30 protein-coding genes are annotated in these 26076 nt (G+C 69.0%); 13 read left to right on the top strand and 17 right to left on the bottom strand.

Features of this window, described 5'->3' with window-relative positions:
* The first annotated feature begins 159 nt into the window (after window positions 1-159).
* Complete coding sequence (gene glmM / locus MKK52_RS14940) at window positions 160-1500, top strand: phosphoglucosamine mutase (protein ID WP_243955072.1); 1341 nt, start codon at window positions 160-162, stop codon at window positions 1498-1500.
* Between the two features lie 7 nt (window positions 1501-1507).
* On the opposite strand, the gene MKK52_RS14935 is transcribed toward glmM, so the two are convergent.
* Window positions 1508-1852 carry an MmcQ/YjbR family DNA-binding protein gene (locus MKK52_RS14935; RefSeq protein WP_243955070.1) on the bottom strand — a complete coding sequence of 115 codons (345 nt, stop codon included), beginning with the start codon at window positions 1850-1852 and terminating at the stop codon, window positions 1508-1510.
* Between the two features lie 230 nt (window positions 1853-2082).
* On the opposite strand from MKK52_RS14935, the gene MKK52_RS14930 reads away from it, so the two are divergent.
* From MKK52_RS14930 to MKK52_RS14920, 3 genes are all read left to right on the top strand, one after another.
* A complete protein-coding gene (locus MKK52_RS14930) occupies window positions 2083-2967 on the top strand; it encodes an outer membrane protein (protein ID WP_243955069.1) in 885 nt (294 codons plus the stop codon).
* 193 nt (window positions 2968-3160) lie between these two features.
* Entirely contained in the window at window positions 3161-3922 is a 762-nt protein-coding gene (locus MKK52_RS14925) for an outer membrane protein (protein ID WP_409564672.1), read from the top strand.
* A gap of 14 nt (window positions 3923-3936) precedes the next feature.
* Entirely contained in the window at window positions 3937-4197 is a 261-nt protein-coding gene (locus tag MKK52_RS14920; protein WP_243955065.1) for a hypothetical protein, read from the top strand.
* Here MKK52_RS14920 and MKK52_RS14915 read toward each other — a convergent pair whose 3' ends face one another.
* Window positions 4198-4746 (bottom strand): HNH endonuclease, encoded by a 549-nt coding sequence (locus MKK52_RS14915; protein WP_243955063.1) that lies wholly within the window; start codon window positions 4744-4746, stop codon window positions 4198-4200. It abuts the gene before it with no gap.
* Window positions 4747-5303: 557 nt separating this feature from the next.
* Between MKK52_RS14915 and MKK52_RS14910 the strand changes: the two genes are divergently transcribed.
* The gene (locus MKK52_RS14910; RefSeq protein WP_243955061.1) at window positions 5304-7955 is read left to right on the top strand and encodes a DUF3772 domain-containing protein; all 2652 of its coding nucleotides are present in this window, start codon (window positions 5304-5306) and stop codon (window positions 7953-7955) included.
* On the opposite strand, the gene MKK52_RS14905 is transcribed toward MKK52_RS14910, so the two are convergent.
* Window positions 7952-8962 (bottom strand): sensor domain-containing diguanylate cyclase, encoded by a 1011-nt coding sequence (locus MKK52_RS14905; protein ID WP_243955059.1) that lies wholly within the window; start codon window positions 8960-8962, stop codon window positions 7952-7954. The genes MKK52_RS14910 and MKK52_RS14905 overlap by 4 nt on opposite strands.
* Before the next feature lie 126 nt (window positions 8963-9088).
* Between MKK52_RS14905 and MKK52_RS14900 the strand changes: the two genes are divergently transcribed.
* On the top strand, window positions 9089-9607 hold the full coding sequence (locus tag MKK52_RS14900; protein WP_243955057.1) for a CAP domain-containing protein: 519 nt from the start codon (window positions 9089-9091) through the stop codon (window positions 9605-9607).
* Window positions 9608-9613: 6 nt separating this feature from the next.
* Here MKK52_RS14900 and MKK52_RS14895 read toward each other — a convergent pair whose 3' ends face one another.
* Both MKK52_RS14895 and MKK52_RS14890 read right to left on the bottom strand, forming a co-directional pair.
* Window positions 9614-10447 carry a flagellar motor protein MotB gene (locus tag MKK52_RS14895; protein WP_243955055.1) on the bottom strand — a complete coding sequence of 278 codons (834 nt, stop codon included), beginning with the start codon at window positions 10445-10447 and terminating at the stop codon, window positions 9614-9616.
* 1 nt (window position 10448) lies between these two features.
* Window positions 10449-11222 carry a motility protein A gene (locus MKK52_RS14890; RefSeq protein ID WP_243955053.1) on the bottom strand — a complete coding sequence of 258 codons (774 nt, stop codon included), beginning with the start codon at window positions 11220-11222 and terminating at the stop codon, window positions 10449-10451.
* Window positions 11223-11463: 241 nt separating this feature from the next.
* Here MKK52_RS14890 and MKK52_RS14885 point away from each other — a divergent pair, with 241 nt between their 5' ends.
* A complete protein-coding gene (locus tag MKK52_RS14885) occupies window positions 11464-13242 on the top strand; it encodes a glucan ABC transporter ATP-binding protein/ permease (protein ID WP_243955051.1) in 1779 nt (592 codons plus the stop codon).
* Window positions 13243-13316: 74 nt separating this feature from the next.
* Here MKK52_RS14885 and MKK52_RS14880 read toward each other — a convergent pair whose 3' ends face one another.
* The 3 genes from MKK52_RS14880 to MKK52_RS14870 all read right to left on the bottom strand — a co-directional run bounded on the left by MKK52_RS14880 (window position 13317) and on the right by MKK52_RS14870 (window position 14995).
* Window positions 13317-13745 (bottom strand): hypothetical protein, encoded by a 429-nt coding sequence (locus MKK52_RS14880; protein WP_243955049.1) that lies wholly within the window; start codon window positions 13743-13745, stop codon window positions 13317-13319.
* Between the two features lie 86 nt (window positions 13746-13831).
* Window positions 13832-14245 (bottom strand): DUF192 domain-containing protein, encoded by a 414-nt coding sequence (locus tag MKK52_RS14875; RefSeq protein WP_409564676.1) that lies wholly within the window; start codon window positions 14243-14245, stop codon window positions 13832-13834.
* Window positions 14246-14440: 195 nt separating this feature from the next.
* Window positions 14441-14995: a cold-shock protein gene (locus MKK52_RS14870; protein ID WP_243955047.1), complete on the bottom strand. Its 555-nt coding sequence runs from the start codon at window positions 14993-14995 to the stop codon at window positions 14441-14443.
* A gap of 361 nt (window positions 14996-15356) precedes the next feature.
* Here MKK52_RS14870 and MKK52_RS14865 point away from each other — a divergent pair, with 361 nt between their 5' ends.
* Window positions 15357-16340 (top strand): heparan-alpha-glucosaminide N-acetyltransferase, encoded by a 984-nt coding sequence (locus MKK52_RS14865; protein ID WP_243955045.1) that lies wholly within the window; start codon window positions 15357-15359, stop codon window positions 16338-16340.
* A gap of 1 nt (window position 16341) precedes the next feature.
* Here the strand turns inward: MKK52_RS14865 and efp are convergent, their stop codons facing one another.
* Window positions 16342-16908 carry an elongation factor P gene (gene efp, locus MKK52_RS14860; RefSeq protein WP_243955042.1) on the bottom strand — a complete coding sequence of 189 codons (567 nt, stop codon included), beginning with the start codon at window positions 16906-16908 and terminating at the stop codon, window positions 16342-16344.
* A 161-nt stretch (window positions 16909-17069) separates the two neighbouring features.
* On the opposite strand from efp, the gene epmA reads away from it, so the two are divergent.
* From epmA to MKK52_RS14835, 5 genes are all read left to right on the top strand, one after another.
* On the top strand, window positions 17070-18098 hold the full coding sequence (gene epmA / locus MKK52_RS14855; protein ID WP_279597853.1) for an EF-P lysine aminoacylase EpmA: 1029 nt from the start codon (window positions 17070-17072) through the stop codon (window positions 18096-18098).
* Window positions 18095-19144 (top strand): lysine-2,3-aminomutase-like protein, encoded by a 1050-nt coding sequence (locus tag MKK52_RS14850; protein ID WP_243955039.1) that lies wholly within the window; start codon window positions 18095-18097, stop codon window positions 19142-19144. Before epmA ends, MKK52_RS14850 begins: the two co-directional genes overlap by 4 nt.
* Window positions 19144-19755, top strand: a complete 612-nt coding sequence (locus tag MKK52_RS14845; RefSeq protein ID WP_243955121.1) for a glutathione S-transferase family protein — start codon at window positions 19144-19146, stop codon at window positions 19753-19755. Before MKK52_RS14850 ends, MKK52_RS14845 begins: the two co-directional genes overlap by 1 nt.
* A gap of 84 nt (window positions 19756-19839) precedes the next feature.
* Complete coding sequence (locus tag MKK52_RS14840) at window positions 19840-20490, top strand: dimethylmenaquinone methyltransferase (RefSeq protein WP_243955038.1); 651 nt, start codon at window positions 19840-19842, stop codon at window positions 20488-20490.
* 5 nt (window positions 20491-20495) lie between these two features.
* A complete protein-coding gene (locus MKK52_RS14835) occupies window positions 20496-21323 on the top strand; it encodes a YdcF family protein (RefSeq protein ID WP_243955036.1) in 828 nt (275 codons plus the stop codon).
* Here MKK52_RS14835 and MKK52_RS14830 read toward each other — a convergent pair.
* From MKK52_RS14830 to MKK52_RS14800, 8 genes are all read right to left on the bottom strand, one after another.
* Entirely contained in the window at window positions 21260-21559 is a 300-nt protein-coding gene (locus MKK52_RS14830; protein WP_243955035.1) for a DUF3253 domain-containing protein, read from the bottom strand. The two genes, MKK52_RS14835 and MKK52_RS14830, sit on opposite strands and share 64 nt — an antisense overlap.
* Window positions 21556-22305 carry a DUF599 domain-containing protein gene (locus tag MKK52_RS14825; protein WP_243955033.1) on the bottom strand — a complete coding sequence of 250 codons (750 nt, stop codon included), beginning with the start codon at window positions 22303-22305 and terminating at the stop codon, window positions 21556-21558. The genes MKK52_RS14830 and MKK52_RS14825 overlap by 4 nt, the downstream gene beginning before the upstream one ends.
* A 55-nt stretch (window positions 22306-22360) precedes the next feature.
* Window positions 22361-22645: an acylphosphatase gene (locus MKK52_RS14820; protein ID WP_243955031.1), complete on the bottom strand. Its 285-nt coding sequence runs from the start codon at window positions 22643-22645 to the stop codon at window positions 22361-22363.
* Window positions 22646-22658: 13 nt separating this feature from the next.
* The gene (locus MKK52_RS14815; protein WP_243955029.1) at window positions 22659-23090 is read right to left on the bottom strand and encodes a gamma-glutamylcyclotransferase family protein; all 432 of its coding nucleotides are present in this window, start codon (window positions 23088-23090) and stop codon (window positions 22659-22661) included.
* 22 nt (window positions 23091-23112) lie between these two features.
* Complete coding sequence (locus MKK52_RS26975; protein ID WP_279597840.1) at window positions 23113-23238, bottom strand: hypothetical protein; 126 nt, start codon at window positions 23236-23238, stop codon at window positions 23113-23115.
* Window positions 23235-23465 carry a hypothetical protein gene (locus tag MKK52_RS14810; RefSeq protein ID WP_243955027.1) on the bottom strand — a complete coding sequence of 77 codons (231 nt, stop codon included), beginning with the start codon at window positions 23463-23465 and terminating at the stop codon, window positions 23235-23237. Before MKK52_RS14810 ends, MKK52_RS26975 begins: the two co-directional genes overlap by 4 nt.
* Before the next feature lie 13 nt (window positions 23466-23478).
* Window positions 23479-25482, bottom strand: coding sequence for an acetyl/propionyl/methylcrotonyl-CoA carboxylase subunit alpha (locus MKK52_RS14805; RefSeq protein ID WP_243955025.1), 2004 nt, complete (start codon window positions 25480-25482; stop codon window positions 23479-23481).
* A 99-nt stretch (window positions 25483-25581) separates the two neighbouring features.
* The gene (locus MKK52_RS14800) at window positions 25582-26022 is read right to left on the bottom strand and encodes a hypothetical protein (protein WP_243955023.1); all 441 of its coding nucleotides are present in this window, start codon (window positions 26020-26022) and stop codon (window positions 25582-25584) included.
* Window positions 26023-26076: the final 54 nt, after the last annotated feature.

The raw sequence follows: 26076 nt of genomic DNA, 5'->3' as shown, positions 1-26076 counted from the left end.
AGGCGCCCCTTTTCGTTGGGCGGCGCATATTGCCCGCCGTATTTCGAACGCCTTTCTCACGGAGCACCCGATTCACCACGCCTCCGGCCGAAGCTCGGCCGGCGGGCGAAGTCTGCTATGATGGCCGGGTGCGCCCCGAACGGCGCCGGAGACGCGACGTTGCGCAAGTATTTCGGGACCGACGGCATCCGTGGCCGCGCCAACGGCATCATCACGCCGGAGCTCGCCCTGAAGGTCGGGCAGGCGGCGGGCCTCGTGTTCCAGCGCGGCGACCACCGTCACCGGGTGGTGATCGGCAAGGACACGCGCCTCTCGGGCTACATGATCGAGACCGCCCTGGTCGCTGGCTTCACCTCGGTGGGCATGGATGTGCTGCTCCTCGGCCCGGTTCCGACCCCGGCGGTGGCGATGCTCACCCGCTCCATGCGCGCCGACATCGGCGTGATGATCTCGGCCTCGCACAACCCGTTCGAGGATAACGGCATCAAGCTGTTCGGGCCCGACGGCTTCAAGCTCAATGACGATGTCGAGCGCGAGATCGAGGCGCTGATCGACGCCGAGTTGCACAAGCGCCTCGCCGGCTCCTCCGACCTCGGCCGGGCGAAGCGGATCGAATCCGTTCATGCCCGCTACGTGGAGTTCGCCAAGCGGACCCTGCCCCGCTCCGTCACCCTCGACGGGCTGCGGGTGGTGGTGGATTGCGCCAACGGCGCCGCCTACCGCGTGGCGCCGGAGACCCTGTGGGAACTCGGCGCCGACGTGATCAGCATCGGCGTCGAGCCGGACGGGTTCAACATCAACCGCGATGTCGGCTCCACCGCGCCGACCGCCCTCGTGGACATGGTGCGCGAGCGCCGCGCCGATATCGGCATCGCCCTCGACGGCGACGCCGACCGGGTGCTCATCGTGGACGAGAAGGGCCATGTGGTCGACGGCGACCAGCTGATGGCCGCCATCGCCCGCTCCTGGCAAGAGGACGAGCGCCTCACCCAGCCGGGCGTGGTCGCCACCATCATGTCGAACCTGGGCCTGGAGCGTTTCCTCGGCGGCATCGGCCTCCACCTCGCCCGCACCGCCGTGGGCGACCGCTATGTGCTGGAGCATATGCGCGAGCACGGCTACAACCTCGGCGGCGAGCAATCCGGCCACATCATCATGTCGGACTACACCACGACCGGGGACGGTCTGGTCGCCGCCCTGCAATTGCTCAGCGTCGTCCAGCGCAGCGGCAAGCCGGTCAGCGAAGTCTGCCATTGCTTCGATCCGCTTCCGCAGATCCTGAAGAACGTCCGCTACCGCTCCGGCGAGCCCCTGCGGCAGGAGAGCGTGGTGACGGTGATCGAGCAGGCGCGGGGACGGCTCGGCCAGTCGGGCCGCCTCGTCATCCGCCCGTCGGGCACCGAGCCGGTGATCCGCGTGATGGCGGAGGGCGACGACCGCACTCTGGTTGCCGAGGTGGTGGACGAGGTGGTCGAGGCCGTCGCCAAAGCCGCCGCCTGACGCAGGCTCAGCCCGGCCGCCCCTCGTAGCGCAGCACGAGGTCGGCCGGGGCGGTGATCCGCCACGCCGCAAGCAGCGCGTCGCGCAGGGTTTCCTCCTCGCAGTCATACAAGTCGAGATTCGTCCAGCCCCGGCGCCCCCAGGCGCCGTCGAGGGGCTGGAACAGGTCCGGCTCGGCCTCGCAGAACATCTCCTGCGCCTCCGGGCTCAACCGCAGCACCACCCGCTCCTCCTCCACCCAGAGCGTGCCGAGCACCCGTCCGCCGACGCGGAAATCCGGGTTGCCGCGATGCGTGCCCTCGATGACCTCGGGCAGGAGGCGGGCCAGGGCCCGTACATCGTCGCCGGTCATCGGCCGATTCTTCCCGGAAACCTTCCGAAGCTGCCCAAACCCAATCCTCGCCCCACGCCCCGCCTGTTTCCGAGACCTTAACGGCTGCGCAACACTTCGCGCCTCGGTCGAAAACTTTGTCAGGACTAAAACTTAACGTTAAGTCCGATTTAAGGTGTTCCCGTCATTCTCGTGAATGTCAATCAGCCGGCACTAAGCTTCCGGCACACGATACGAGTGAAGGAATCCTTATGGCCCGCTCCAAGCTTCACGCTGTGGTGCGCGTCGCGACGCTCGTGGCGAGCATCGGCGCACCCGGTCTGGCATTCGCTGCCGACCTCCTGCCTCCGCCCCCTCCCCCGCCGCTGCCCCCGCCGGTCGATTTCGCCGGCGGCTGGTATCTGCGCGGCGACGTCGGCGCCAGCATCTACACCGCCCCGAAGTATGCCGTGAACGATATTCCCGGTACGCATTTCTTCGGTGAAGCTCAGTCGGGCGGCCTCTTCGCGGGCGTCGGTGTCGGCTACCAGTTCAACAACTTCTTCCGCGCCGACGTGACCGGTGAGTACCGCACGGCCTCCCTGCGCCTGTCGAGCTATAACGACTTCGGCAGCGGCTGCGGCTGCGATCCGACGGGCCGCAACTTCAACCTGACCAGCGGCCATTACGATGCCGCCGTCGTCCTTGCGAACGGCTATTTCGACCTCGGCACGTGGTACGGCATCACGCCGTTCGTCGGCGGCGGCGTCGGCGCGGCCTTCAACTACTTCTCGGGCTTTACCGACAGCGGCGTCACCAACTTCTACGCGCCGTACGTCTACAACCAGCCGACCTCGCCGGGCGTCTTCAAGTCGAAGACCACCGAGAGCTTCGCCTGGGCGCTCCATGCCGGTCTTGCCTACGACGTGACCCCGAACTTCAAGGTCGAACTGGCCTACCGTTACCTCAACCTCGGCCACGCTCAGACCGGCGTGCTGACCTGCCTCGACGCCTCAGCTCCGGCCTGCACCACGGTGCTGAAGGCGAAGAACCTCGAGGCGCACGACATCAAGCTCGGCGTCCGCTACCTGATCGGCAGCGCCTTCGTTCCCGCCCTCCCGCCGCTCATGCCCGAGCCGCTGGTCCGCAAGTACTGATCGACCCTCCAGGACGTTTCCGGACGGCGCGGGCTTCCCGCGCCGTTCGTGTTTGTCGCGAACCGAAAATTGCGTTCAGCGCAAGGCGAAACACGCTGAACTTGCCTAATGCAACGGTCGATTAAGGTTACTGCGGTAACCCTAAACCGTGGCGTGAAGATTTAATGGCTTCGCAGCCCCGAGGATTGTTGGGATGCGTAGGATCCTATTTTCACTGTTGGCCCTGAGCGCGGTCGGCACGGCGCAATCCGCCGACCTCGACTACGATTACCTGCGCGGCGCCGACTATGATCCGCCCCCCGTCGCCGTCATCGACTGGAGCGGGTTCTATATCGGTGGGCACGGTGGTTGGACCTCCGGCAGCGTGACGAAGCGAGCCGATGCCCAGGCGGCCTTGTTGAGCTACGCCAACGCGACGCCCCTGGGGACCGGCTACACCCTCAACAACTCGACAATCTTCGGGTCTCGTGGATCGAACGACAGCTTCGGCGCCTATGCCGGCTTCAATGCTCAGTTCGATGACGTCGTCCTCGGCATCGAAGCCGACTACACGCACAACAGCCGCAAGTCGGTCTGGACAGGAACGGCCACGAACCTGCTGACGCAAGATACCGTCACGGCGACGAACCGGACGAGCTTCGAGAATTACGGGACGATCCGTGCGCGCGCCGGCTACGCCATCGGAAGTTTCCTGCCCTACGTCACCGGCGGTTTGGCCATCGGCGAGGCGAACTTCAGCCAGAGCCTGTATCGGGCTCCGTATCCGTCGGCGCCCTTCGCCCAGGTGACGACCTCCAAGATGGTCGTGGGTGTCGCTGCCGGCGCGGGTATCGACTACGCCATCACGCCCAACGTGATGCTGCGTGCCGAATACCAGTATCTCAATTTCCCCGAGTTCAACGGTCGCCAAGTCCAGATGAACACCTTCCGCGGCGGCGCGGCGGTCAAGTTCTGATCCCGGAGCCTCTCATGACCCTCGGTCCGCGGGCCTTTGGCCTGCCGTTGCTCGCGATCCTGCTCTGCGGCGGGTTCACCCCCGCCGTGGCGCACGAGGATGCCTTCTCGGATGCGCCGCCGCGCCATGTGCGCGTCGACCGCCGAATTGTGCCGATGCAACGCTACGTCTCCCCGCCGCCGATCATCAGCGGCTACCTCCCGCGCAACAACGCGGTGCCGATGTACAACGAGCCGCCGGGTCTCCCGTCCGGTTACGGCGCCTACGGCCGCTGATCAGCTTTCCAGCTCGCTGTCCCAATAGAGATAGTCGAGCCAGGTGTGGTGATACTGGCGGTGGTCGAATTCCGGCTGGCGATGGTGCAGTTCGTACCGCGTCGGCCGGCGCGGTGCGTTCATCAGGGGCATCTCCGCCTCCTCCGGCGTGCGGTTCGCCTTGCGCAGGTTGCAGGGCGAGCAGGCGGCGACGACGTTCTCCCAGCTCGACAGACCGCCCCGCGAGCGCGGCACCACGTGGTCGAAGGTCAGGCCACCCGAGGGCAGGCGCAAACCGCAGTACTGGCAGGCGAAGCTGTCCCGCAGGTAGATGTTGTAGCGGGTGAAGGCCGGGCTGCGCGCCAGGGCCACGTAGTTCTTCAGCGCCACCACGCTCGGCACCCGCAGCGACCGCGAGGGCGAGCGCGCCTCCACGTCGTAGCTGGCGACCAGGGTCACGCGGTCGAGGAACAGGGCCGTGAACGCGTCCTTCCAGGACCACAACGACAACGGATTATACGAGAGCGGCCGATAATCCGCGTTCAGGACGAGTGTTTGAAGGTCCATCATCGGCGCGTCTCGCTCACGGCTATCTCTGGCGCGTCCAGCGCGCGGGAAGTGTCCCGCGCCCCGCCCATCCGCCGCGCTCGCGGCCGGAAACGGGCGGAGAGCGGCGTCGGGAGACCGCCGCAGGGCGGATCCCGTCGCGCGCCTCGCGCGGTGTCGGATCGTGGGTGAGGATGGGAAACAGGGCCGGAGGCCGGCGCGAATACACGCCGGGGCTGGCACTCGGATACGGTACGCGGCCGGGCCGGGACGTGAGATCCGCAGGCCGCGCCCCTTCGCGTCGTGACGAAAAGGCCCTGTCCATAAGGGCTTCATCTAATCCCACCGTGACACCCTTGTGAAGCTGTCCGCGCCGTCCGCAGGGACGCACCCACATCCGATTACGGTTTTCGCGGCTCCGGCGGTCCAATGGAGCTCCGAGGGTTGGGTCACGCACGCTTTGGCCTTATTCGTCTGGCGAAACGGCCGCCCCGCGCGGCCCACCCGCCGCGACTCGCCCGCGAATCGCCGGAGGCCCCGCATCCCGGCGCCGTCCTGGCCACCCGTCGAGAGGTTTGCCTATGCTGTTTTCGCCAGTGCGCGTGACCACGCCGCACGGCCCGCGCCGGCTCCGCACCACGCCGCTCGCGATACTGGCCGCCCTCGGGACGGCCCTGTGCCTTGCCTCTCCCCTCCCCGCGTCCGCTCAGAACCCGGCCCCGCAGGCCCCGCCGGCTGCCGCGACGCAGGCCCCCGCCGCCCAGCCGCCCGCGAAGCCTGGCGAGGCGAAGAAGCCGGAGGCCAAACCCGCCATCGCGCAAATAGAGCCGCCGGAGCAGTTCAAGGCCGTCCGCGCCAAGCTCGACGAGGCCAAGGCCGAGCTCGACAAGCGCGAGAAGGAGCTCGGCCACACCGACGTCTCCGCCGCCGACCTTTCTACGATCCGGGAATCCGTCACCACCGTGACGGACGAGGTGCGCGCCATCGTCAGCCGGCTGGACGATCCGCTGGCCGCCGCGCGGGAGCGCCTGTCGCAGCTCGGCCCCAAGCCGAAGGAGGGCGAGGAGAGCCCCGACGTCGCGCAGCAGCGCGCCGAGCGCGAAGCCGCCGTCACCCGCATCGACGAGACGCAGCGGCTCGCCCGCTCCCTGGTGGTGCAGGGCGACCAGCTCGTGGACCGCGTCTCGAACCGCCGCCGGGCCTCCTTCACCCGCGACCTGTTCCAGCGCACCCACCCGCTCATCAGCCCGAGCCTATGGGAGAAGGTCGTCGCCGACCTGCCGCGCGACATGCGCTCGCTGCAGAGCGCGCTGGCGGATATCGGCGTGCTGTTCGCGCGCAACGGCAGCATCGGCAACCTGCTGCTCCTCGGCCTCGCCTTCGGCGTGTCGGTGGCGCTGTATTTCGGCCGCCGCAACATCGCGCCGCGCGCCGCCCGCCGCGACGAAAACAAGACCGAACCCTCCCGCCGGGCGACGCTGATGGGGGCGTGGCGGGTCATCCTCGTCGGCACGGTGCCGGCGGTGGCGGGCTCCTACGCGGTGTTCTACGCCCTCGATGAGACCAACCTGCTCCCCTCGCGCCTCCTGCCGGTAGCCGGCGCGATCCTCGGCGGGCTCGCCTTCATCGCCGCCGTCGAGGCCCTGTGCGACGGCCTGCTCAGCCCGGACAAGCCGGCCTGGCGCCCGGCCCCGGTGAGCGATTCCGCCGCGACCCGCCTGAAGCTCCTCGCGGTCAGCATCGCCACCATCGCGACGGTGGTGAAATCCGTGGAGGCGCTGAATTCCGGCATCTCGGCCGCGCTCACCATCTCCATCGCCACGCGCGGCCTCGGCGCGGCGGCGACCTCGCTGATCCTCGCCATCGGCCTGCATCGCTTCGCGGACACGGAGCAGGAGGAGGAGGCATGTTTCGGCCCCTACGTCCCCACCAAGACTACCACCGGCATCGGCGGCCCGGCCCGCCTCGTCGGCTGGATCGCGGTGGTGGTGATCGGGTTCGCGGCGCTCGGCGGCTACGTCGCGCTGGCGACCTTCCTCACCGACCAGTTGATCTGGGCGACCTGCATCCTCGTGTTGCTGTACCTGCTGGTGCAGAGCGTCGACACGTTCCTCGGCAAGGCCCTCACCGACGAGAGCCGCCTCGCCACGGCGTTGCAGGCCAATACCGGCCTGCGCAAACGCTCGCTGAATCAGATCTCGGTATTGGCGACGGGCGCCGCCCGCGTGGTGCTGATCCTCGTGGCGGCGCTGCTGATCCTGGCCCCCTGGGGCCTCGATTCCACCGACATCACCGCCTCGATGCGCTCGGCCTTCTTCGGCTTCCAGGTCGGCGGGGTGACGATCTCCCTGTCCTCCATCGTGCTGGGGATCGGGGTGCTGGCGATCGGCGTGATCGTCACCCGCGCGATCCAGCGCTGGCTCGATCAGACCTACCTGCCGGCGACGGACCTCGATGCGGGCCTGCGCAACTCGATTTCGACGGTGGCCGGCTATTGCGGCTTCCTGCTCTCGCTGGCCCTGGCCTTCTCGTATCTCGGCCTGAGCCTGGAGAAGATCACCATCGTGGCCGGCGCGCTCTCGGTCGGTATCGGTTTCGGCCTGCAATCCATCGTCAACAACTTCGTCTCGGGCCTGCTCCTGCTCTGGGAGCGGCCGATCCGCGTCGGCGATCAGGTGGTGATCGGCGATTCCGAGGGCATCGTGAAGCGCATCTCCGTGCGCTCCACCGAGATCCAGACCTTCGACCGCTCGGCGGTGATCGTGCCGAACTCGAACCTCATCTCGGGCATCGTGAAGAACCGGGTGCGCGGCGACCGGACGGGCCGGCTCTCGCTCACGGTCAACGTTCTGCGGAACCAGGACCCGGTGAAGGCGGCCGAATTGATCACAGGCTGCGCCGACGCGCATCCCAACGTGGTGCGCGACCCGCCGCCGCGCGTGGTGTTCCGCAAGATCGGCGACACGTTCCTCGAATTCGAGCTGCTCGCCTGGATCAGCGACGTGTCCCTCGGTCTCAAGGTGCAGACGGACCTGAACTTCGCGGTGTTCCGGACGCTCACCGAGGAGGGTCTGATCCCGCCGATGGGGCCGGGATCGAGCATCGTCACGATCCAGGGGCTCGACGGGATGCAGAACGCGATGGGCGAGATCGCCAAGACCTTCGTGCGCCCGACCCAGGAGACGGAGAAGGCCCCGCCAGTGCCGGAGAAGACCGCGACGGCGCCGCTCTAGGCGGGCTTGCGCGCCGCACGCGGCCTCTCGGCCCCGTCGTGGTCGAGCACGGCCGTGTTGCGGCCGGATTCCTTGGCGGCATAGAGCGCGGCGTCGGCGCGGGCAAAGAGGCCCGGCGTCGTGTCCGCCTCCGCACGGGCGATGCCCACGGAGGCGCCGACCCTCAGGAGAAGGCCGGCATGGGCGAAGGGCCGCCCGAGGCCGGCGACGATGGTGGCGCCCAGGGCGCGCAGGGCGACGGGATCGGCCGGGCGCGGGATCAGAACGGCGAACTCGTCGCCGCCGAGCCGCGCCACGAGGTCCGCCCCCTTGCAGATCCGCGCCAGCCGCGCCGCAGCGCGCTTCAGGCAGGCATCCCCCGCCACATGGCCATGGATGTCGTTGATGGCCTTGAACCCATCGAGGTCGATGAGGATCAGCGCGCCCGTGGGAAGCCCGCCGGAGGCCTCCGGCTCGCCGAAGCAGCGCTCGAAGGCCCGCCGGTTCGCGAGTCCGGTGAGCGGGTCGAGGTCGGCGCTGCGGTGAAGCGCGGCGAGGCGCGCGATGTCGGCGCTGACGTCCTGATGGGTGCCGAATAGGCGATGGGGCACGCCGTCCCGGGTCTCGATGCCTGCCCGCGTCCGCAGCCATCGCCGCTCGCCCCCTGGCGTCACGATCTCGCTGTCGAACTCGAAATTCTGCAGCCGGGACAGGGCCTTGCTGCGCAAGACGTTCAGCAGCTTCAGCGAGGCCGCCTCGTACATCTGCAACACGCGCGGGCGGGACAGGGACGACCCGCGGGGCAGGCCGAAGATGTCGAAGCTGTTGCCCGACCAGTCCAGCGCCTCGTCACGCAGGCGGCACGACCACAGGCCGACGCCGCCGGGCAGGTCGGCTTGGCGCAGCATCCCCTCCTGCCGCTTCAGCAGGGCGGCCTGCGCCCGGATGATCGCAGCCTGAATCGCGTATCGCGTGACGGCGTCGTCACCGTCCGGGAGCGAGGGGGAAGGGCCGGCGGATTCTGACATCGCCCCGCATTCGTCTCGTGCGCAACCAGAATGCCTGCGATCGGTAAACGTCCGGTCACCCTTTCCCACCGATGCGCATTCTGGATGCGATCATTATATGCCGCGTTCGACGGCGAAGATGCGGGGATGACGGACGTGAACGGGTCGGGCGGACGGAAAACGGTTATCGGCTTCGCCGCACTGGCGGCGGCGGCGCTGCTCGGTGCCTGCAGTGCGAACGCCCCCGCGACGAGCGCCGTGCCCGCTATCTACCTGCCGCTCGCCTCGAACACGGCGCAGGTCGATACCGAGACCGCCCGGGACATGATCTCGTCCTACCGCCGCAACCACGGTGCGGGACCGCTCACCGTCGATCCCGAATTGCAGAAGCTCGCGGAGACCGAGGTGGCGGCCATGGCGGCGGCCGACCGGCCGAGCAAGGCGCAGACGGTGAAGGCGGCGGTTACGCGGCTCGGCTATTCGGACGTGAACGCCAACCTCTCGGCCGGCTATCACACCTTGGCGGAAGCCTTCTCCGGCTGGCGGGACAGCCCGCCCCACAACGCGACGATGCTCGATTCGCAGGCGAGCCGCATGGGCATCGCCACGGCCTACGCGTCGGGCTCCAAGTACAAGGTGTACTGGGCGCTGCTCACCGCGCGCTGAGGCGGATCACGGGATGCCCTTGATCATTGGGGTCGGGGGCGCTTCCTTCAGGAGCGTCACCGTCACCCGGCGGTTGGCGGGCATGTAGGGATCGTCCGGGAACAGCGGCTCGGTGTCGGCCTTCCCGGCCACCGTGCTGAAGCGGTCGTCGGGCACGCCGGCGCTGGCCAGGATCTCCCGGACGCTGATCGCCCGGCCGGCGGACAATTCCCACGGGGGCGCGGGCGGACGGCGACCCGGCCGGTCGGTGGCGGTGTAACCGGTGACGACGATGCGGTTCGGCATCTGCCGGAGGGCGGGGGCGAGCTTTTCGATGAGCCGCCGCGTGCGGTCGTTCGGCCGGCTCGACCCTTCCGGGAACATCGAGCGCCCGTCCTGATCCACGATCGAGACGTCGAGCCCCTTCTCGGTGCGGGCGATCACGACGTTCTTCGAGATCTCCGCGAAGTCCGGCATGTCCTGAAGCGCCTGCCGCAGGGAGGCGGCGGCGAGGCCGAAATTCTCGGCTTGGCCCTTGTCGCGCATGCCGTCGTCGGCGCTCTTGTCGATGGCCGGCGGCGTGGTGCGGTCGGTCGCCTTCTCCGGCGGGATATCGCGCAGGTTCTTCAGGCGGTCCGCGGCCGGGATGCCGTCCGACTCGGTGATGCCGGCGAACTTCGAATCCTTGGAGACGCCGAAGGCGTCGCGCATCGAGCCTGCGACGAGTTGCAGCTTCTTCTGATCCTGCGTCGAGTAGGCGGCGACCATCACGAAGAAGCTCATGAGGAGCGCCATCAGGTCGGCGAAGGTGACGAACCAGCCGTGGCCGCCATGCGCTCCACCGCGTTTCCGCCTCGCCATGTCAGGCCGCCGCCTCCAGCAGCGCTTCGCGATTGTTGTGCGGCAGGTAGGCGACCAGCATCTCGCGCACCAGCGTCGCGCTCTTCTGGTCGCGAATCAGCAGGATGCCGTCGATGATGAGGGAGCGGGAGACGTCCTCCTCCTCCAGCTTGACGTGCAGCTTGTCGGCCAGCGGCAGGGTGATCAGGTTGGCGATCACGGCGCCGTAGAGGGTGGCGAGCAGGGCCGTCGCCATGGCCGGGCCGAGCTTGGACGGATCGGACATGTTGGCGAACATCGCAACCATGCCGAGGATGGTGCCGATCATGCCCCATGCCGGCGCACAGTCGCCGTAGGCGCGATACACCTTCGAGCCCTCGTCGAGGTGCAGCAGGAAGTTGTCGCGGTCCCGCTCCATCGTGTCGCGGATGAACTCCCGGTCGTAGCCGTCGGCGATGTAGCGGGCGCCCTGGGCGAGGAACGGGTCGGAAATCTCCATGTTCTCCAGGGCCATCGGTCCCGACTTGCGCACCACGTCGGCGATCCGGGTCAGCTCCTCGATCAGGTCCATCGGCTTCACGGAGCGCGTCATGAACGCGAACCGCAGGCCCATCGGGATGCCGTGCATGATGGTGGAGAAGGGAAAGCGGATCATGGTCGCGGCGGTGGCGCCGCCGAACACCACCACGAGGGCGTGCTCCGAGACGTAGGCACCGAAATGCCCGCCATCGAGCATGATCAGGCCGATGACGACGCCGACGCCGGACAGGAGCCCCAGTGCGGTAGCGAGATCCATGAGTTGTGGCCCGGCGCGTTTTCCACGGTCGGCCGGATCGGGATCGCGGCGGACAGGCGGGAAGCGTTAGGCCGACGTGCTGAATGAAGCGTAAAGGTCGCGGATCCTGTCACATCGCGTCATCGCCCGTTCAGCCGGGAAAGGGCATAAGCAACTCGTCACAAGGGGCAATGCCCCTGCACAATGACGAGAGGGGCGGCTTCGAGCCTGAACAGGCCGGGGCCGGCGGCGGAGCGGTACGATGGTTCGTCTTTACGGACGGGTTCTGGGTTTCCTGAAGGCCGAGCGGGGGCTCGCGATTTCGCTCGCGCTCGCCAACGTGTTGTTGGCGGTGGCGGCCTTCGCCGAACCGCTGCTGATGGGCCGCATCATCGATGGGCTCACGCACCTGAAACGCGGCGGCAACGCCATGACCCAGATGCTGCCATTGATCCTGGCCTGGGTTGGTTTCGGATTCTTTACCATCGGCGCCGGGGTGTTCATCGCCCTGCATTCCGACCGGCTCTCCCACCGCAACCGCCTGTCCAGCATGGCGGCCTATTTCGAGCACGTCCTCGATCTGCCGCTGGCCTTTCACTCGGCCAACCATTCCGGCCGCGTCCTGAAGGCGATGCTGGAAGGCACGAACGGCATGGCGTGGCTGTGGCTCGGCTTCTTCCGCGACCACCTCGTCGCGCTCGTCTCCCTCGGCGTGCTCCTGCCGATGACCCTGTTCATCAACTGGCAGCTCGGCTCGATCCTCGTGGTGCTGGTCCTCGCCTTCACGGCCCTGACCACCTTCGTCATGCGCCGCACCGAGACCCTTCAGGGTCAGGTGGAGCATTTCAACTCCGGCCTCGCCGCCCACGCCTCGGATGCGCTCGGCAACGTCGCGGTGATCCAGTCCTTCACCCGCGCCAAGGCCGAGAAGGACGCGATGCGCGACATCATCGCCAAGCTTCTCGCCGCGCAGATTCCGGTTCTGTCCTGGTGGGCGCTCGCCAACGTCGCGACCCGCGCCTCGGCGACGATCACCATGACCGCGATCTTCGTGACCGGCATCTCGCTCTATCAGGCCGGCACCACCACGGTCGGTGAGGTCGTGGCCTTCATGAGCCTCGCCACTGCCCTGGTCTCGCGCCTCGACCATGTGGTCGGCTTCGTGAACGGCCTGTTCCAGCAGGCGCCGAAGATCGCCGAGTTCTTCGCGATCTACGACACGGTGCCGTCCGTGGCCGACCGGCCGCACGCCAAGCACGTCGCCCGCTTCGAGGGCGAAGTCACCTTCGACGAGGTCGGCTTCACCTATGACGGCCGCCGCAAGGCGCTGGACGGCGTGTCCTTCTCGGCCAAGCCGGGCGAGACCATCGCGCTGGTCGGCACCACCGGCTCCGGCAAGTCGACCACGCTCGGCCTCCTGCACCGCAGCTTCGACCCCGCCGCCGGCGCGATCCGCATCGATGGGCTGGACGTGCGCGACGTCGCCCTCTCGTCGCTGCGCCATAACATCGGCGTGGTGTTCCAGGAGCCGATGCTCTTCGCCCGCTCGATCCGCGAGAACCTGCAGGTCGGCCGTCCGGACGCAACGGATGCCGAGATGCTCGAAGCCCTGGACCGCGCCCAGGCCGGCGAGTTCATGGCCCGCCAGGCGGACGGCCTCGACACGGTGATCGGCGAGCGGGGTCGCTCGCTCTCCGGCGGCGAGCGCCAGCGGCTCTCCATCGCCCGCGCCCTCTTGAAGAACCCGCCGATCCTCATCCTGGACGAGGCCACCTCGGCGCTGGACGCTTCCACCGAGCGCAAGCTCCAGGGCGCCCTCGAAGCGGTGATGGAAGGCCGGACGACCTTCGTGATCGCCCACCGCCTCGCCACCATCCGCGACGCGGACCGGATCCTCGTCTTCCACGAGGGCCGGATCGTGGAGAGCGGCACCTTCGACGACCTCGTCGCTCAGGACGGCCGCTTCGCCGACCTCGCCCGGGCCCAGTTCATGGCCGCCCAGGCGGACGACGCCGAGGATCGCCTCGCCCTCGCGGCCTGATCCTCAGGTCCAGACAACGACAAAGGCCCCGGCGATGGGAATCGCCGGGGCCTTTTGCTGTCAGGCTAAGGAAATCAGACGGCGGCGTAGCTCCGCGCGGCGCGGCGGGCGGGGGCGACGGCCGGAGGAGCCTCGCGCGGGCGCAGCACCTCGGAGATCTTCACGAAGCCGTCCGCGCTGCGGTCTTCCACGGCGCGGATACCGAAGCCGAGGGCGAAGGAGCGGGTCAGGTCGGTGTCGCGCTCGATGCCGAACCGGTCGAGGGCGGCGAGGAACGCCTCCCGGAACAGGCTCGGCCGGCACCAGCCCTTCTCGGCCATCTGCAGCGGCCAATCCCACAGGCGCTCGGCCCGGCGGGCCGCGACCGCACCACGGGCAATGAAATAGCCCGTGCCGCGATGCTCCAGCCCGTCCTCCTGGACAGACCATTCGGCGTTGCGGAAGAGTTCGACGGAGACCGCGCCGTTCATCGGGAAGCCCCAACTGTTAATGGAACGTTCCACGAACACTGAACCGGAACTCAACACGCGTCAAGCGCTTGTTCTCGTCCTGTTCGTACTCGCTCCGTCGGGGCTGGGGCCTCGTGCGGTCAGCGCTTGGCGAACATCGGGTGCTGGACCTTGTCGCCGGCCCTGATGCCGAGCTTGGCTGCCGTTCCCGCATTGAGTTCGAGCACGGCGAGGACGGGGCCGTTCGAGGGGATGATCGCCGTCGACAGCGGCTCCGTGTCCGCCGCGACCCGCGCGACCGTGCCGTCCTCGCGGATGAACACCATGTCGAGGGGGAGATAGGTGTTCTTCATCCACATCGTCACGGGCTCGCTGCGTTCGAAATCGAACAGCATGCCGTGGTCGGGGGCCATGTGGCGGCGGAACATGAGGCCGCGGCTGCGCCCGGCATCGTCGCGCATCACCTCGACGGAAAATTGGCGCGGGCCGCCCTTCGTGGCGATGGTCAGCGACTCGGTCGGCACCGGGGCCGCCTTCACCACGGTCTGGGCCATCGCGGTCCCGTTCGCAACGGGGGCGAGCCCGATGCCGGTGACGAGGAGGGCGGCGAGGAAGCGGGCAGATCGGGAAACGCAGGTCAAGGTGCGAGCCTCACGCGGAACGGGCCGTCGCGGCCGGGGGATCACCCGACATAGCGCGTCCTTCACGCGAGCGCGACGCGTTGACCCGACACCGATTCGTGTGTGGACTCAATGCGAGGTGGGCAATCCACCGTCGAGCAGCCGCACTTCGGCGGCCATCACACCCTTCGAGCCGTCGCCGTAGCGCACCAGCACAGACTCGCCCGGCTTCAATTCCGCGATGCCGTAGCGGCGCAGAGTCTCCATGTGCACGAAGATGTCCGGCGTGCCGTCGCCCCGCGTGAGGAAGCCGAATCCCCGCAGGCGGTTGAACCACTTCACCACCGCCGTCTCGAGTCCGCTCGTCGGCGTCACCGTGACATGGGTGCGCGGCATCGGCAGTTCGGACGGGTGGAGCGCGGCCGACTGGTCGAGAGAGACCACCCGGAACGCCTGCCAGCCGCGCGGGCGCTGCACAGCCTCCACGACGATGCGTGCGCCCTCGCTGGCGGCCTGGAACCCGTCCCGGCGCAGGCAGGTGACGTGCAGCAACACGTCGGGCGAGCCGTCATCGGGGACGATGAAGCCGAAACCCTTGGAGACATCGAACCATTTGATGCGCCCGGAGACCTCGATCAAGTCCAGCGGCTCGTCGGCGCGCTCGGCCGCCTGCCCTTCGGGCATCTGGGGGATCTCCGGCCCGGATCCGCGTTCGTCAGACATGGCCGAAACTACCTACACTGAATCGCGGTGCGCGCTCACGTGATAAGATTAACGAAGTCCTGAATCGCTGGAAGCCCATTTGACCGGCAACCGAGCCTGCCAGGGTTGCAATCTTGGGCGGGGCGGCAGGGCCGCAACAGTTTTGAGCCACGCGCGAGGACAAGCTGAGCGGCGGCCCGTCGAGTGACGCAATCTCCAATTGCCGCTTTAACCCGCGCGAAAACAGATAGCGCGCTTGCCCGCGACTTCGCGCGCAAGGGCTCACGATTGCGAGAGCATGAAAGCGGTGGCGGTGACGCGCCGCCCATGGTTTGAGCGGAGCATGGTCGCGCTTCCCCCGTCCGACGCCCCCGCCACACGGCGGCTGCCCATTATCGACGCCGCCCGCGCCGTCGCCCTGCTCGCCATGGCGTGCTTTCATGCGCTCTGGGACCTCGGCAACGTGCGGCTGACGGCCGAGAACTACGCTGCCACGCCCACCGGGCGCCATGCGGCCGAATGGATCGCCGGCTCATTTCTGATCCTCGTCGGCGTCGGACTGGTGCTGATGAACGGACGGGGCCTGCGCCTTCGTCCCACGCTGCTTCGTCTCGGGCGCATCGCGGCCGGCGCGCTCGCCGTCACCGTCGCGACGCGCCTCGTCTTTCCCGATGCCTACGTCTTCTTCGGAATCCTCCACTGCATCGCCGTGTCGAGCGTGCTCGGCCTGCCGTTCCTATTCCTGCCCTGGCCGGTGACGCTCGCCGCCGCCGCCGCGATCCTGGCCGCGCCCCTCGTGGTGCACGCCGACTGGCTCGATTCCCCCGCCCTCTGGTTCCTCGGCCTCGGGCGGCTCACGCCGCACACCAACGATTACGTGCCGCTGTTTCCGTGGTTCGGGCTGGTGCTGGTCGGGATCGTGCTGGGGCGGCTCGGCCTGCCCTTGCTCGCCCGCTTGCGCCTCGGCGCCTGGGCGCCGCGCGGGGTGATCGGCCGGGGCGCGACCTTCGCCGGGCGGCACAGCCTCGCGGTCTATCTTGTCCACCAGCCGGTGCTGTTCGGGCTCGCCTTCGGCCTGGCGCAGGTCGTGGGGCCGAACCCGAAGGCCGGGCTCAAGGCGTTCCGGGCGGATTACCTCGCCATGTGCACGCGCGGCGGCAGCGAGGTCGCCCCCTGCCGGGTGGCGGCCCGCTGCACCGGCGAGGCCCTGTTGCGGGAGGATCTGTTCCGGGACGACGGGCGCCCCTACACCGTGGAGCAGCGCGCCCGCGCTCAGGCCCTGTCGCGGGGTTGCTACGCCGCCGCCGAGGGCGACGGCGCGCGTTGAGTTAGTCCTTGGCGCGCTCGACGTAGGCGCCGTCGGCGGTCATCACCACGACGCGGGTGCCGGCGGCGATGTGCGGCGGCACCGTGGTGCGCACGCCGTTCGAGAGCGTCGCGGGCTTGTACGACGACGAGGCAGTCTGGCCCTTGAGCACCGGCTCGGTCTCGGTGACCTCCAGGGTCACGCGCTGGGGCAGCTCGATGGTCAGCGGTACGCCGTTATGGACCGAGAGCATCACCGCCATGCCTTCCTGCAGGTAGGGCGCGGAATCGCCCACCACGTCCTCCGGCACGGCGATCTGCTCGTAGTTCTCGGGGTTCATGAAGTGGAACCCTTCGCCGTCGTTGTAGAGGAAGGTGTGCTCGCGATCCTCCACGAAGGCGCGCTCCACCTGCTCGGTGGTGCGGTAGCGCTCCGAGACCTTCACGCCATCGGTGATGCGGCGCATGTCGAGCTGCGTGACCGGGGTGCCCTTGCCAGGGTGGATGTTCTCCGCGAACAGGATCACATACAGCTTGCCGTCTTTTTCGACGACGTTGCCCTTGCGGAGCGTCGAGGCGATCACCTTCACGGGAAATGGTCCTAAATTGACGAGGTTCTGGCGGCGCGCGGAGGGCGCAGTTCCGCGAGCGGATGTCCGCAACTATCTCATTCGCGGTTCGGTTGCCAGCGGCGCCACGCGACATCACCCGGAGCGCCCGCATCGTGGCTGACGCCCCCTCCCCCTGGTGGATGCCCGCCCGGCACGCCGACCGGCGGCCGCGTCTGATCCTGCGTAACCGAATCACCGCCCGCTTTCGCGCGTGGTTCGAGGAGCGCGACTTCGTTGAGATCGAGGCCGCCTGCCTACAGGTCTCCCCCGGAAACGAAGCGCATCTCTCGGCCTTCTCAACGCAGGCCATCGGCGCGAGCGGGGCGCGCACCGCCCTGCACCTGCACACCTCGCCGGAATTCGCCTGCAAGAAGCTGCTGGCGGCGGGCGAGCCCCGACTGTTCAGCTTCGCCCATGTCTTCCGCAACCGGGAGCGCGGGCCGCTGCACCATCCCGAATTCACGATGCTCGAATGGTACCGCGCGGGCGAGGGCTACGAGACGCTGATGCGCGACGCCGCCGCGCTCATGGCGCTCGCCGCCGAAACGGCCCGAGCGCGGACCTTCACATGGCGGGGCCGCGAGGCCGACCCCTTCGCCGAGCCGGAGCGTCTGACCCTGGCGGAGGCCTTCGACCGGCATGCCGGCATCGATCTCCTCGCCTGCATCGCTGCCGATGGCGCCACCGACCGGGACCGCCTCGCGGCCGGCGTCACGGCGGCGGGGCTGCGGGTGGCGGCGGACGACACCTTTGCCGACCTGTTCTCGCGGGTGCTGGTGGCGCGTGTCGAACCGCATCTCGGCATGGGGCGGCCGACGATCCTTTGCGAGTACCCCATCAGCGAGGCGGCCCTCGCGCGGCCCGCGCCGCACGATCCGCGCGTGGCTGAGCGCTTCGAGCTCTATGCCTGCGGCGTCGAACTCGCCAACGCCTTCGGGGAACTGACGGACCCGGCCGAGCAGCGCCGCCGCTTCGAAGCGGAGATGGACGAGAAGGAGCGCGTCTACGGCGAGCGCTACCCCGTGGACGAGGATTTCCTTGCCGCCCTCGCGGAGATGCCGGAGGCCTCGGGCATCGCGCTGGGCTTCGACCGGCTCGTCATGCTGGCCTGCGGCGCCGGGCGCATCGAGGACGTCCTCTGGACGCCCGTCGCGGAGACCGCCCCGTGAGCGGCATCCTGCGCCACCCGGAGCATCTGACCGAAGCCGGCCTCGTTACGGAGGCCGAGCTGGCGGCGCTGCGGCCGGTACTGGCGCGCTACGCCCTGTCGATCACCCCCGACATGGCCGAGCTGATCGACCCGGCCGACCCTGCCGACCCCATCGCCCGCCAATTCGTGCCCCGCGCCGAGGAACTTGACGCCACGCCGGAGGAGCGCGCCGACCCCATCGGCGACGGCGCCCACGAAAAGCTCCCGGGCTTGATCCATCGCTACCCCGACCGGGTGCTGCTGAAGCCGCTCCATGTCTGCCCGGTCTATTGCCGGTTCTGCTTCCGCCGGGAAAGCGTTGGCCCGGGCGGGCTCGGCACCCTCACCGAGGCCGAGTTCGCGGCGGCCTTCGCCTATATCGCGGCCGATCCGGCGATCTGGGAGGTCGTGCTGACGGGCGGCGATCCGCTCGCCCTCTCGCCCCGGCGCCTCGGCATGATCGCGCAGCGGCTCGGCGCCATCCCCCATGTGAAGGTGCTGCGCCTCCACACCCGCGTGCCGGTGGTGCAGCCCGCCCTCGTGACCGATGCAGTGGTCGAGGCCCTGTCCGGGTTCGGCGGCGCGGTGTTCGTGGCGCTCCATGCCAACCACCCCCGCGAGTTCACGCCCCAGGCCCGCGAGGCCTGCGCGCGGTTCGTCGGGGCCGGTATCCCGATGGTGAGCCAATCGGTGCTGCTGCGCGGCGTCAACGACGATGCCGCCACCCTGGAAGCACTGATGCGGACCTTCGTGGAGAACCGCATCAAGCCGTATTACCTGCACCACGGCGACTTGGCGCCGGGCACGGGCCATCTGCGCACCGGCGTCGCGGAGGGGCAGGCGCTGATGCGCGGGTTACGGGGGCGCCTCTCCGGTCTCGCGCAGCCGACCTTCGTGCTCGACATCCCCGGCGGGCACGGCAAGGTGCCGATTGGGCCGAACTACCTCAGCGAAACCGAAACCGGCCTGGACGTGACCGACCCCGCCGGCCGGACGCACCCCTACCCACCCAAGGAGACCCGATGATGCGCAGGCTCTGGGGCCGATTGAGTTCGGTGAACGTACAGAAGGCCGTCTGGGCCCTGGACGAGGCGGAACTCGCCTACGAGCGTCTCGACGCGGGCGGTGCCTTCGGCGTGGTGCGCGAGCCCGCCTATCGCAGCATGAACCCGAACGGGCTCGTGCCGACCCTGGAGGAGGACGGCTTCGTCCTGTGGGAGTCGAACGCGATCATGCGCTACGTCGCCTCGCTGAGCCCGGCGCTCGCGCCCCCCATCGACCCGCGCCAGCGCGCCCATATCGACCAGTGGCTCGATTGGCAGGCGACGAGCTTCACCCCGGCCATGCGCGATGCCTTCTGGCAATTGTTCCGCTCGGCCGACCCGAACCGGACCCTCGTCGCTGCCTCGCTCGCGGCGTCGGAAGTCTATGCGGCGATCCTCGACGGGCATCTCGCCGGGCGCGACTACGCCGTGGGCGAGAGCTTCAGCATCGCCGACATTGCGCTGGGCTGCGCGGCGCATCGCTGGCTGAACCTGCCGGCCGAACGGCAGGACCGCCCGAACCTGCGCCGCTGGTACGAACGCATCGCCGCCCGGCCCGGCGCCGCCCGCGCCCTCGCCGAGCCGGTCGGCTGAGGCAGTGGATCGGCGACGGCGGCGCTTGCGTTGCCGCCGGGGTCACGCCATCCCCCCATGGAAAACCTGAGCCGGAGCGTCCGTATGGCCATCGACCCCACCCTGCGCGATGCCCTGAGCGCCGTCACCACGGCGAGCATCGCGCGGGCCCTCGAACGGGCCGGCCTGCGGGACTTCGCCCCGGCCGGCCTCGGACGCCGGTCGAGCACGACCATCGTCGGCCCCGCCCATACGCTGCGCATGGTGCCGGCCCGCGGTGAGGGCATCGGCGATCTCGCGACCGCCATCGAATCGGTGCCCGAGGGGGCGGTGGTGGTGATCGACGCCGCCGGCACGGGCCGCAACCTCCCCTTCGGCGCCATCCTCGCCGGGCGCCTGTCGAGCCGGGGCGCGGCGGGCCTCGTCACCGACGCCACCGTGGCGGAGGAGATCGGCCTGCCGATCTGGGCGGCGCAGGGCGCGGCGGCGGGCGGTCTCACCCTGGCCGGAAGCTGGCAGCCGGTCGCCTGCGGCGGCGCGGCGGTGCATCCTGGCGACATCGTCGTCTGCGGGCCGGACGGCATCGTGATCGTGCCGCCCGACATGGCCGAGCAGGTCGCCCTGGAAGCCGTCGAGCAACAGCGCCTGGACCTGTGGCTGCAGCGGGAAGCCGAGAAGGGCGTGAGCCTCTACGGGCTGCTGCCGCCGGACTCGAGCGCCCGCGCGCGATTCGAGGCCGAGACCGGCTCGGTCTGAGGGGGATGTTCTTCCCCGCCTCGAAGGTGATCACCTTCCTGATCACACCGTCGAACCTGCTGATCTTCCTGAGCCTGGCGGGGACCCTCCTCCTCGCCGCGACGCGGCATCGCCGGACGGGCGCGTCCCTCGCGCTCACCGGGACTCTCGGCCTGTTGCTCGCAGGCTTCGGGCCGACCTCAGAGATCGCGCTACTGCCCCTGGAGCAGCGTTTCCCGGCCTTCGATGCGGACGGCCCGGCGCCGGCCGGGATCATCATGCTCGGCGGGGCCATCGAGACCGGATTGTCCGAGGTTCGCGATCAGGTCGTCGTCAACGATGCAGGCGAGCGGCCGATCTATTTCGCCGACCTCGCCCGGCGCTTCCCGCAGGCGCGGCTGGTCTTCTCCGGCGGCAGCGGCTTCATCGGCGGCGGCGTCTCCGAGGCCGATATCGTGAGCCGGCATGCGGACGTCATCGGCGTGCCCCGCAGCCGGATGATCCTTGAGAACCGCTCGCGCAACACCCGCGAGAACGCGACCTTCTCGGCGGATCTCGTCCATCCGAAGCCCGGCGAGCGCTGGCTGCTCATCACCTCCGCGTGGCACATGCCCCGCGCGGTGGGGTGCTTCCGGCAGGCGGGCTTCACCGTCGAGGCCGTTCCCGTCGATTACCGGACCAAGGGATGGGGCGACGTGCTCCATCTCCACGGCTTCGCGTCGGATGGGCTGCTGCAGCTCGACCTCGCCGCGAAGGAATGGATCGGCCTCGTGGCCTATCGCCTCGCCGGCTACATCCCCGATTGGCTGCCGGGGCCCGACTCGCCGCCGCCCTCGGGCAGCGCCAGCCGGTAGATGCCGCGGAAGTCGTCCGGGTCCACCGGGCGGCCCTTGCGCAGGATCGCGACGCGCCCCTCATGGGCGAGGCGCACCGCCACACGCCGCACCGGCTGCATCAGCGGCCCCCAGCCGTCCGGATGCGGCCCCCCGAGTTCCCGCGCCACCTCCGACGGGCAGATCGTCTTGCCCGCGCCGCGTTCTTCCACGAGGCGCAGCATCGTCGTCGCGATGGTCTCCGCATCCGCACTCATCGCTTGCTCCCGTCCAAAGGACCCTCATGCTCGCATTCGCCCAGGGCGAGCAACTCGCGCCGGATGCGCGAGAGGAATTGCCGGTGCCACATCACGCACACGACGAAGGTCGTGGAGCCGAACAGCATGACCGGGCTCACGAACCACCCGAGATAGGCGAGCGCGAAGAAGAACGCCCGCTGGCCCCGCGCGAAGTGGCTCCCCGCGCTGACGTTCATGGAGGCGATGCGGCTCACCGTGCGCAGCATCTCGGGTTCGGGCACGTCCGCTCCCTTGGGCGGGACGGCGCCGAGGAGGATCGCGCTGTAATTGAACAGCCGGTAGGCCCAGGCGAACTTGAAGAACGCGTAGGTGAAGACGCAGGCCAGCCCCGCCACCTTCACCTCCCAGGTCAGGCGGTTGGCCACCGTGCCGAAGGGCAGTGTCGCGAACAGGTTGATCACGTCGTCCCCGGAGCGCGACAGGGTCAGCACCGAGCCGAGCGCGATCAGCGAAGTCGAGGCGAAGAAGGCCGTGCCGTTCTGCAAGGAGGCGTTGATCTGCGTGTCCACGACCCGGTTGTCTCGCACGATCACCTGCCGCGCCCAGTTCTCCCGGTGGCGGTCCATGATGCGGCTGAGGGAGATGCGCTGGCCCCGCAGGCGGCTGACGCTGACGCCGTAGGCCGTCCAGGCCGCGAGGAAATAGAGCAGGGCTCCGAGATCGAGAGGCGAGAAGCCGGGGGCGGCGGCGGACAGGTCGGTCATGATCGAGCGGCTCTACCAGCCGGATCGCCGGGGCAGAACCCGCGTCAACCCAGGATCAGCCCCGTTCGACGGCGAAACCGGGCGTGATGGGCGGCGCGGCGCCCTCGCTGACGGCCACGTCATCGACGCGGGCGAGGAGCGGCCCCTTGCGGCACAGGCCGAGCATCCGCTCTACCGTCTCCGCAGGTCCGCTGAACAGGGCCTCGACACTCCCGTCCGGCCGGTTGCGCACCCAGCCCGACAGGCCGAGCCCGTCCGCTTTCTCCTTGGTCCAGGCGCGGTAGGAGACACCCTGAACGCGGCCCCGGACGATGATGGAGACGGTGCGCAGGTCGCTCATGCCATCTTGTCCTTCACGAAGGCGGCCCGCGCAGCCAGCCGCCGACCTCGCGGAGATAGGGCGACGGCAATTGCGCCGCCGAGGCCGCCGCCAGCACCGCTTCGAGATAGCCCGGCCTCGGCCGCCCCGGCGCCGTCGAGCGGCCGAGATAGATCAGCGCCCGACGCACGCCCGCCTCGGTGCGGATGGGCAAGCTCGCCTTGGCGTAGAGGCCGCTCGCCACGCCCTCGTAGCGGTCGAGGGCTGGGATGTCGTCGAGGGCCAGTTCCCACAGCACGCCGTGGACGACCCGCGCGGGGTCCCGCACGACCGAGGCATAGCCCTCGCGCATGACGATGAAGCGGTGGCCCGCCAGACGCCCCCGGCCGATCAGCCGCGAAACGGGGCAGCGCAGGGCCATGGCGGCGGCGTCCATGTTGGCGCCGTAGGCGAAGTAGAGCGGCAAGTTTCGTGGGGCGTCGGCGCGATCACTCGCCGGGCTGGCGATGGTCGAGCCGACGGGTCGCGCGCTCGTTCGCGAGAACCGCCGCGTAAGCGATGGCCAGCGTGATCGCCGGAATGCCGAACGTGACGAAGTACCAGTCGAAGTTCATGGCCTGAGGCTCCGCAGGGCCCGCCGCGCACCCAAATGTAGGGTCACTCCGGTCAAAAGCCAAACCAGAGAGAACGACAGGGTCTCGAACCGCGCCACGGGGGCACTCGCGACTCCGAAGCTGAGGGCCGTCATCGGCGTCACGAAACCGATGACGACGTAGGCGACGGCGACGTTGTTCAACGCCGTCGCCAGGAGCTTCGTCTGCTCGTTGTGGATCGCCGTCACGGTCGCGCGGGACTCACGCGAATTCGAGGATCACCGCGTCGACGGCGAGGCTGTCGCCTTCCTTCGCGTGGATCTTGCCGACCGTGGCGTCGCGCTCGGCCCGCAGGACGTTCTCCATCTTCATCGCCTCGACCACCGCGATGGGCTCGCCGTTCTTCACCTCTTGGCCCTCGGCCACGAGGATCTGCTTCACGAGGCCGGGCATCGGGCAGAGCACCTGCTTGCCGGAGCCCGCCTGCTCCTTCACCGGCATGAGGGCGGCGAGTTCGGCCTCGCGGCGGGTGAACACCCGCGCCTCGGCCGCCGCGCCGGCATGCTGCAGGAACGCGCCGTTGAGCAGGCTGCGCACCTGGATGGCGCAGCGCTCGCCGTCGATGGTGCCGATCCAGACCGGCTGGCCGGGGCGCCAGTCGCTGGCGACGTGCAGGGCCGTGCCGTCCTGGCGGGTGACGATCACGCCCTCGCCGTCGGTCTCGACGGTCACGGGGAAGCGCTCGCCGGCCAGCGTCACCACGCGCTCGTTCTCGAAGGCGAACAGGCCCGGCGCCCGCATCTGGCCGCTGATGCCGCGCTTGCGCTGGTTGAGCTTGTGGTCGATGGCCGCCGCCGCCGCCATCATCCGCGTCGCGACCTTGCCCTCGGGCTCCGGCGCGGCGAACCCGCTCGGGAATTCCTCGGCGATGAAGCCGGTGGAGAGTTGCCCTTCCTGCCAGCGCGGATGCGCCATCAGCGCCGACAGGAACGGGATGTTGTGGCGGATGCCGTCGATGGCGAAGGCGTCCAGCGCCTCGGCCTGAGCGTGGATCGCCTCCAGGCGGGTCGGCGCCCAGGTGACGAGCTTGGCGATCATCGGATCGTAGTGGATCGCGATCTCGCCGCCCTCCTCCACGCCCGTGTCGTTGCGGACGATGGCCTCGCCCTGCGGACCTTCCTCCGGGGGCTGATAGGTGGTCAGCCGGCCGATGGAGGGCAGGAAGTTGCGGGTCGGGTCCTCGGCGTAGACGCGGCTTTCGACAGCCCAGCCGTTCAGCTTCACCTGCTCCTGCGAGAGGGGCAGCGTCTCGCCGGCCGCGACGCGGATCATCAGCTCGACGAGATCGAGGCCGGTGATCATCTCGGTGACGGGATGCTCGACCTGCAGGCGGGTGTTCATTTCGAGGAAGTAGAAGGACTTGTCCTGCCCCGCCACGAACTCGACCGTGCCGGCGGAATCGTAATTCACCGCCTTGGCGAGGGCGACGGCCTGCTCGCCCATCTTGCGGCGGGTCTCCTCGTCGAGGAGCGGCGACGGCGCCTCTTCGATCACCTTCTGGTTACGACGCTGGATCGAGCACTCGCGCTCGCCGAGGTAGATGACGTTGCCGTGCTTGTCGCCGATGACCTGGATCTCGATGTGGCGCGGGTCGGTGATGAACTTCTCCACGAACACCCGGTCGTCGCCGAAGGAGGACGACGCCTCGGACTTGGCGCGGGCGAAGCCCTCCGCGACCTCGTCGGCGGAATGGGCGATGCGCATGCCCTTGCCGCCGCCGCCCGCCGAAGCCTTGATCATCACGGGGTAGCCGATCTCGTCGGCGATGGTCACCGCGTGCTCGGGGCTGTCGATCACGCCGAGGAAGCCCGGCACCGTCGACACGTTGGCAGCGGCGGCGGCCTTCTTGGATTCGATCTTGTCGCCCATCGCGGCGATGGCGCCGGGATTGGGGCCGATGAAGACGATGCCGGCGGCTTCCAGCGCCTTCGGGAACGCCTCGCGCTCGGAGAGGAAGCCATAGCCGGGGTGGACGGCCTGCGCGCCCGTCTGCTTGCAGGCCTCGACGATCTTCTCGATGACGAGGTAGGACTGCGACGCGGCAGCCGGGCCGATATGGACGGCCTCGTCGGCCATCGCGACATGCACGGCGTCGCGGTCGGCATCCGAATAGACCGCCACGGTCTTGATGCCCATGCGCCGCGCGGTCTTGATCACCCGGCAGGCGATCTCGCCGCGGTTCGCGATCAGAATCTTATCGAACATCCTTCGGGCCGCCCTGCATCGGATCGCCGGATTGCAGACCGGCTTATTCGTTCCGATAGAGCAGATGTGACGCGGACGGAAGCTGTACCGATAGGCGGTTCACGCCGCGAGGGCGAAGTGCCGGCGGGAGCGGGCGGCCGGCTCGCGGATCCAGCGGTTCGCTTCGAGGGCGAAGGCGGTGAGCGACTCGGCCGACCCTTGAGCCTCACGCACGATCTCCTGCGCGATCCGCGCGGCGACGGGGCTCGGGCCCGTGCGGCCGGTGAAGGTGGCGGCGAGCCATGTGGCGGTCTCGCGGTCGACGTAGCCGGTCGAGCGCTCGCCCCACACCACGTAATCGACCACCGTCGCCACGAGGAAGTCGGCGAAATCCTCGGAGGACGGCACGGCGCGCTCCAGGGCGACCAGCAGGTCGACCTCTTCGCGGCGGGTGATGCCGTCCGGGATCACCTCGCGCTTGAGAACCCGCAGGTCGTCCGCCGAGATCTCGCCGGCCGACACGGCATGGTTGCAGAACTGTTCAACGGAGATCTGGATCATCTGAGCCTTCCTTCGCGACCTTCTGTGAGGTCGTCCCTGTCGTTCCGTGTATCC

Source organism: Methylobacterium sp. J-067 (assembly GCF_022829465.1).
GTDB classification, from domain to species: domain Bacteria; phylum Pseudomonadota; class Alphaproteobacteria; order Rhizobiales; family Beijerinckiaceae; genus Methylobacterium; species Methylobacterium litchii.
This window is presented reverse-complemented; position numbering and strand designations above follow the sequence as displayed.

What these genes read in the sequence shown, in the direction of transcription:
- MKK52_RS14935 (WP_243955070.1), bottom strand. Translation starts at nt 1,852, where the DNA reads ATGACCGGCGACGATGTACGGGCCCTGGCCCGCCTCCTGCCCGAGGTC.
- MKK52_RS14930 (WP_243955069.1), top strand. Translation starts at nt 2,083, where the DNA reads ATGGCCCGCTCCAAGCTTCACGCTGTGGTGCGCGTCGCGACGCTCGTG.
- MKK52_RS14925 (WP_409564672.1), top strand. Translation starts at nt 3,161, where the DNA reads ATGCGTAGGATCCTATTTTCACTGTTGGCCCTGAGCGCGGTCGGCACG.
- MKK52_RS14920 (WP_243955065.1), top strand. Translation starts at nt 3,937, where the DNA reads ATGACCCTCGGTCCGCGGGCCTTTGGCCTGCCGTTGCTCGCGATCCTG.
- MKK52_RS14915 (WP_243955063.1), bottom strand. Translation starts at nt 4,746, where the DNA reads ATGATGGACCTTCAAACACTCGTCCTGAACGCGGATTATCGGCCGCTC.
- MKK52_RS14910 (WP_243955061.1), top strand. Translation starts at nt 5,304, where the DNA reads ATGCTGTTTTCGCCAGTGCGCGTGACCACGCCGCACGGCCCGCGCCGG.
- MKK52_RS14905 (WP_243955059.1), bottom strand. Translation starts at nt 8,962, where the DNA reads ATGTCAGAATCCGCCGGCCCTTCCCCCTCGCTCCCGGACGGTGACGAC.
- MKK52_RS14900 (WP_243955057.1), top strand. Translation starts at nt 9,089, where the DNA reads ATGACGGACGTGAACGGGTCGGGCGGACGGAAAACGGTTATCGGCTTC.
- MKK52_RS14895 (WP_243955055.1), bottom strand. Translation starts at nt 10,447, where the DNA reads ATGGCGAGGCGGAAACGCGGTGGAGCGCATGGCGGCCACGGCTGGTTC.
- MKK52_RS14890 (WP_243955053.1), bottom strand. Translation starts at nt 11,222, where the DNA reads ATGGATCTCGCTACCGCACTGGGGCTCCTGTCCGGCGTCGGCGTCGTC.
- MKK52_RS14885 (WP_243955051.1), top strand. Translation starts at nt 11,464, where the DNA reads ATGGTTCGTCTTTACGGACGGGTTCTGGGTTTCCTGAAGGCCGAGCGG.
- MKK52_RS14875 (WP_409564676.1), bottom strand. Translation starts at nt 14,245, where the DNA reads ATGGCCCAGACCGTGGTGAAGGCGGCCCCGGTGCCGACCGAGTCGCTG.
- MKK52_RS14870 (WP_243955047.1), bottom strand. Translation starts at nt 14,995, where the DNA reads ATGCCCGAAGGGCAGGCGGCCGAGCGCGCCGACGAGCCGCTGGACTTG.
- MKK52_RS14865 (WP_243955045.1), top strand. Translation starts at nt 15,357, where the DNA reads ATGGTCGCGCTTCCCCCGTCCGACGCCCCCGCCACACGGCGGCTGCCC.
- epmA (WP_279597853.1), top strand. Translation starts at nt 17,070, where the DNA reads ATGCCCGCCCGGCACGCCGACCGGCGGCCGCGTCTGATCCTGCGTAAC.
- MKK52_RS14845 (WP_243955121.1), top strand. Translation starts at nt 19,144, where the DNA reads ATGCGCAGGCTCTGGGGCCGATTGAGTTCGGTGAACGTACAGAAGGCC.
- MKK52_RS14840 (WP_243955038.1), top strand. Translation starts at nt 19,840, where the DNA reads ATGGCCATCGACCCCACCCTGCGCGATGCCCTGAGCGCCGTCACCACG.
- MKK52_RS14835 (WP_243955036.1), top strand. Translation starts at nt 20,496, where the DNA reads ATGTTCTTCCCCGCCTCGAAGGTGATCACCTTCCTGATCACACCGTCG.
- MKK52_RS14830 (WP_243955035.1), bottom strand. Translation starts at nt 21,559, where the DNA reads ATGAGTGCGGATGCGGAGACCATCGCGACGACGATGCTGCGCCTCGTG.
- MKK52_RS14825 (WP_243955033.1), bottom strand. Translation starts at nt 22,305, where the DNA reads ATGACCGACCTGTCCGCCGCCGCCCCCGGCTTCTCGCCTCTCGATCTC.
- MKK52_RS14820 (WP_243955031.1), bottom strand. Translation starts at nt 22,645, where the DNA reads ATGAGCGACCTGCGCACCGTCTCCATCATCGTCCGGGGCCGCGTTCAG.
- MKK52_RS26975 (WP_279597840.1), bottom strand. Translation starts at nt 23,238, where the DNA reads ATGAACTTCGACTGGTACTTCGTCACGTTCGGCATTCCGGCGATCACG.
- MKK52_RS14805 (WP_243955025.1), bottom strand. Translation starts at nt 25,482, where the DNA reads ATGTTCGATAAGATTCTGATCGCGAACCGCGGCGAGATCGCCTGCCGG.
- MKK52_RS14800 (WP_243955023.1), bottom strand. Translation starts at nt 26,022, where the DNA reads ATGATCCAGATCTCCGTTGAACAGTTCTGCAACCATGCCGTGTCGGCC.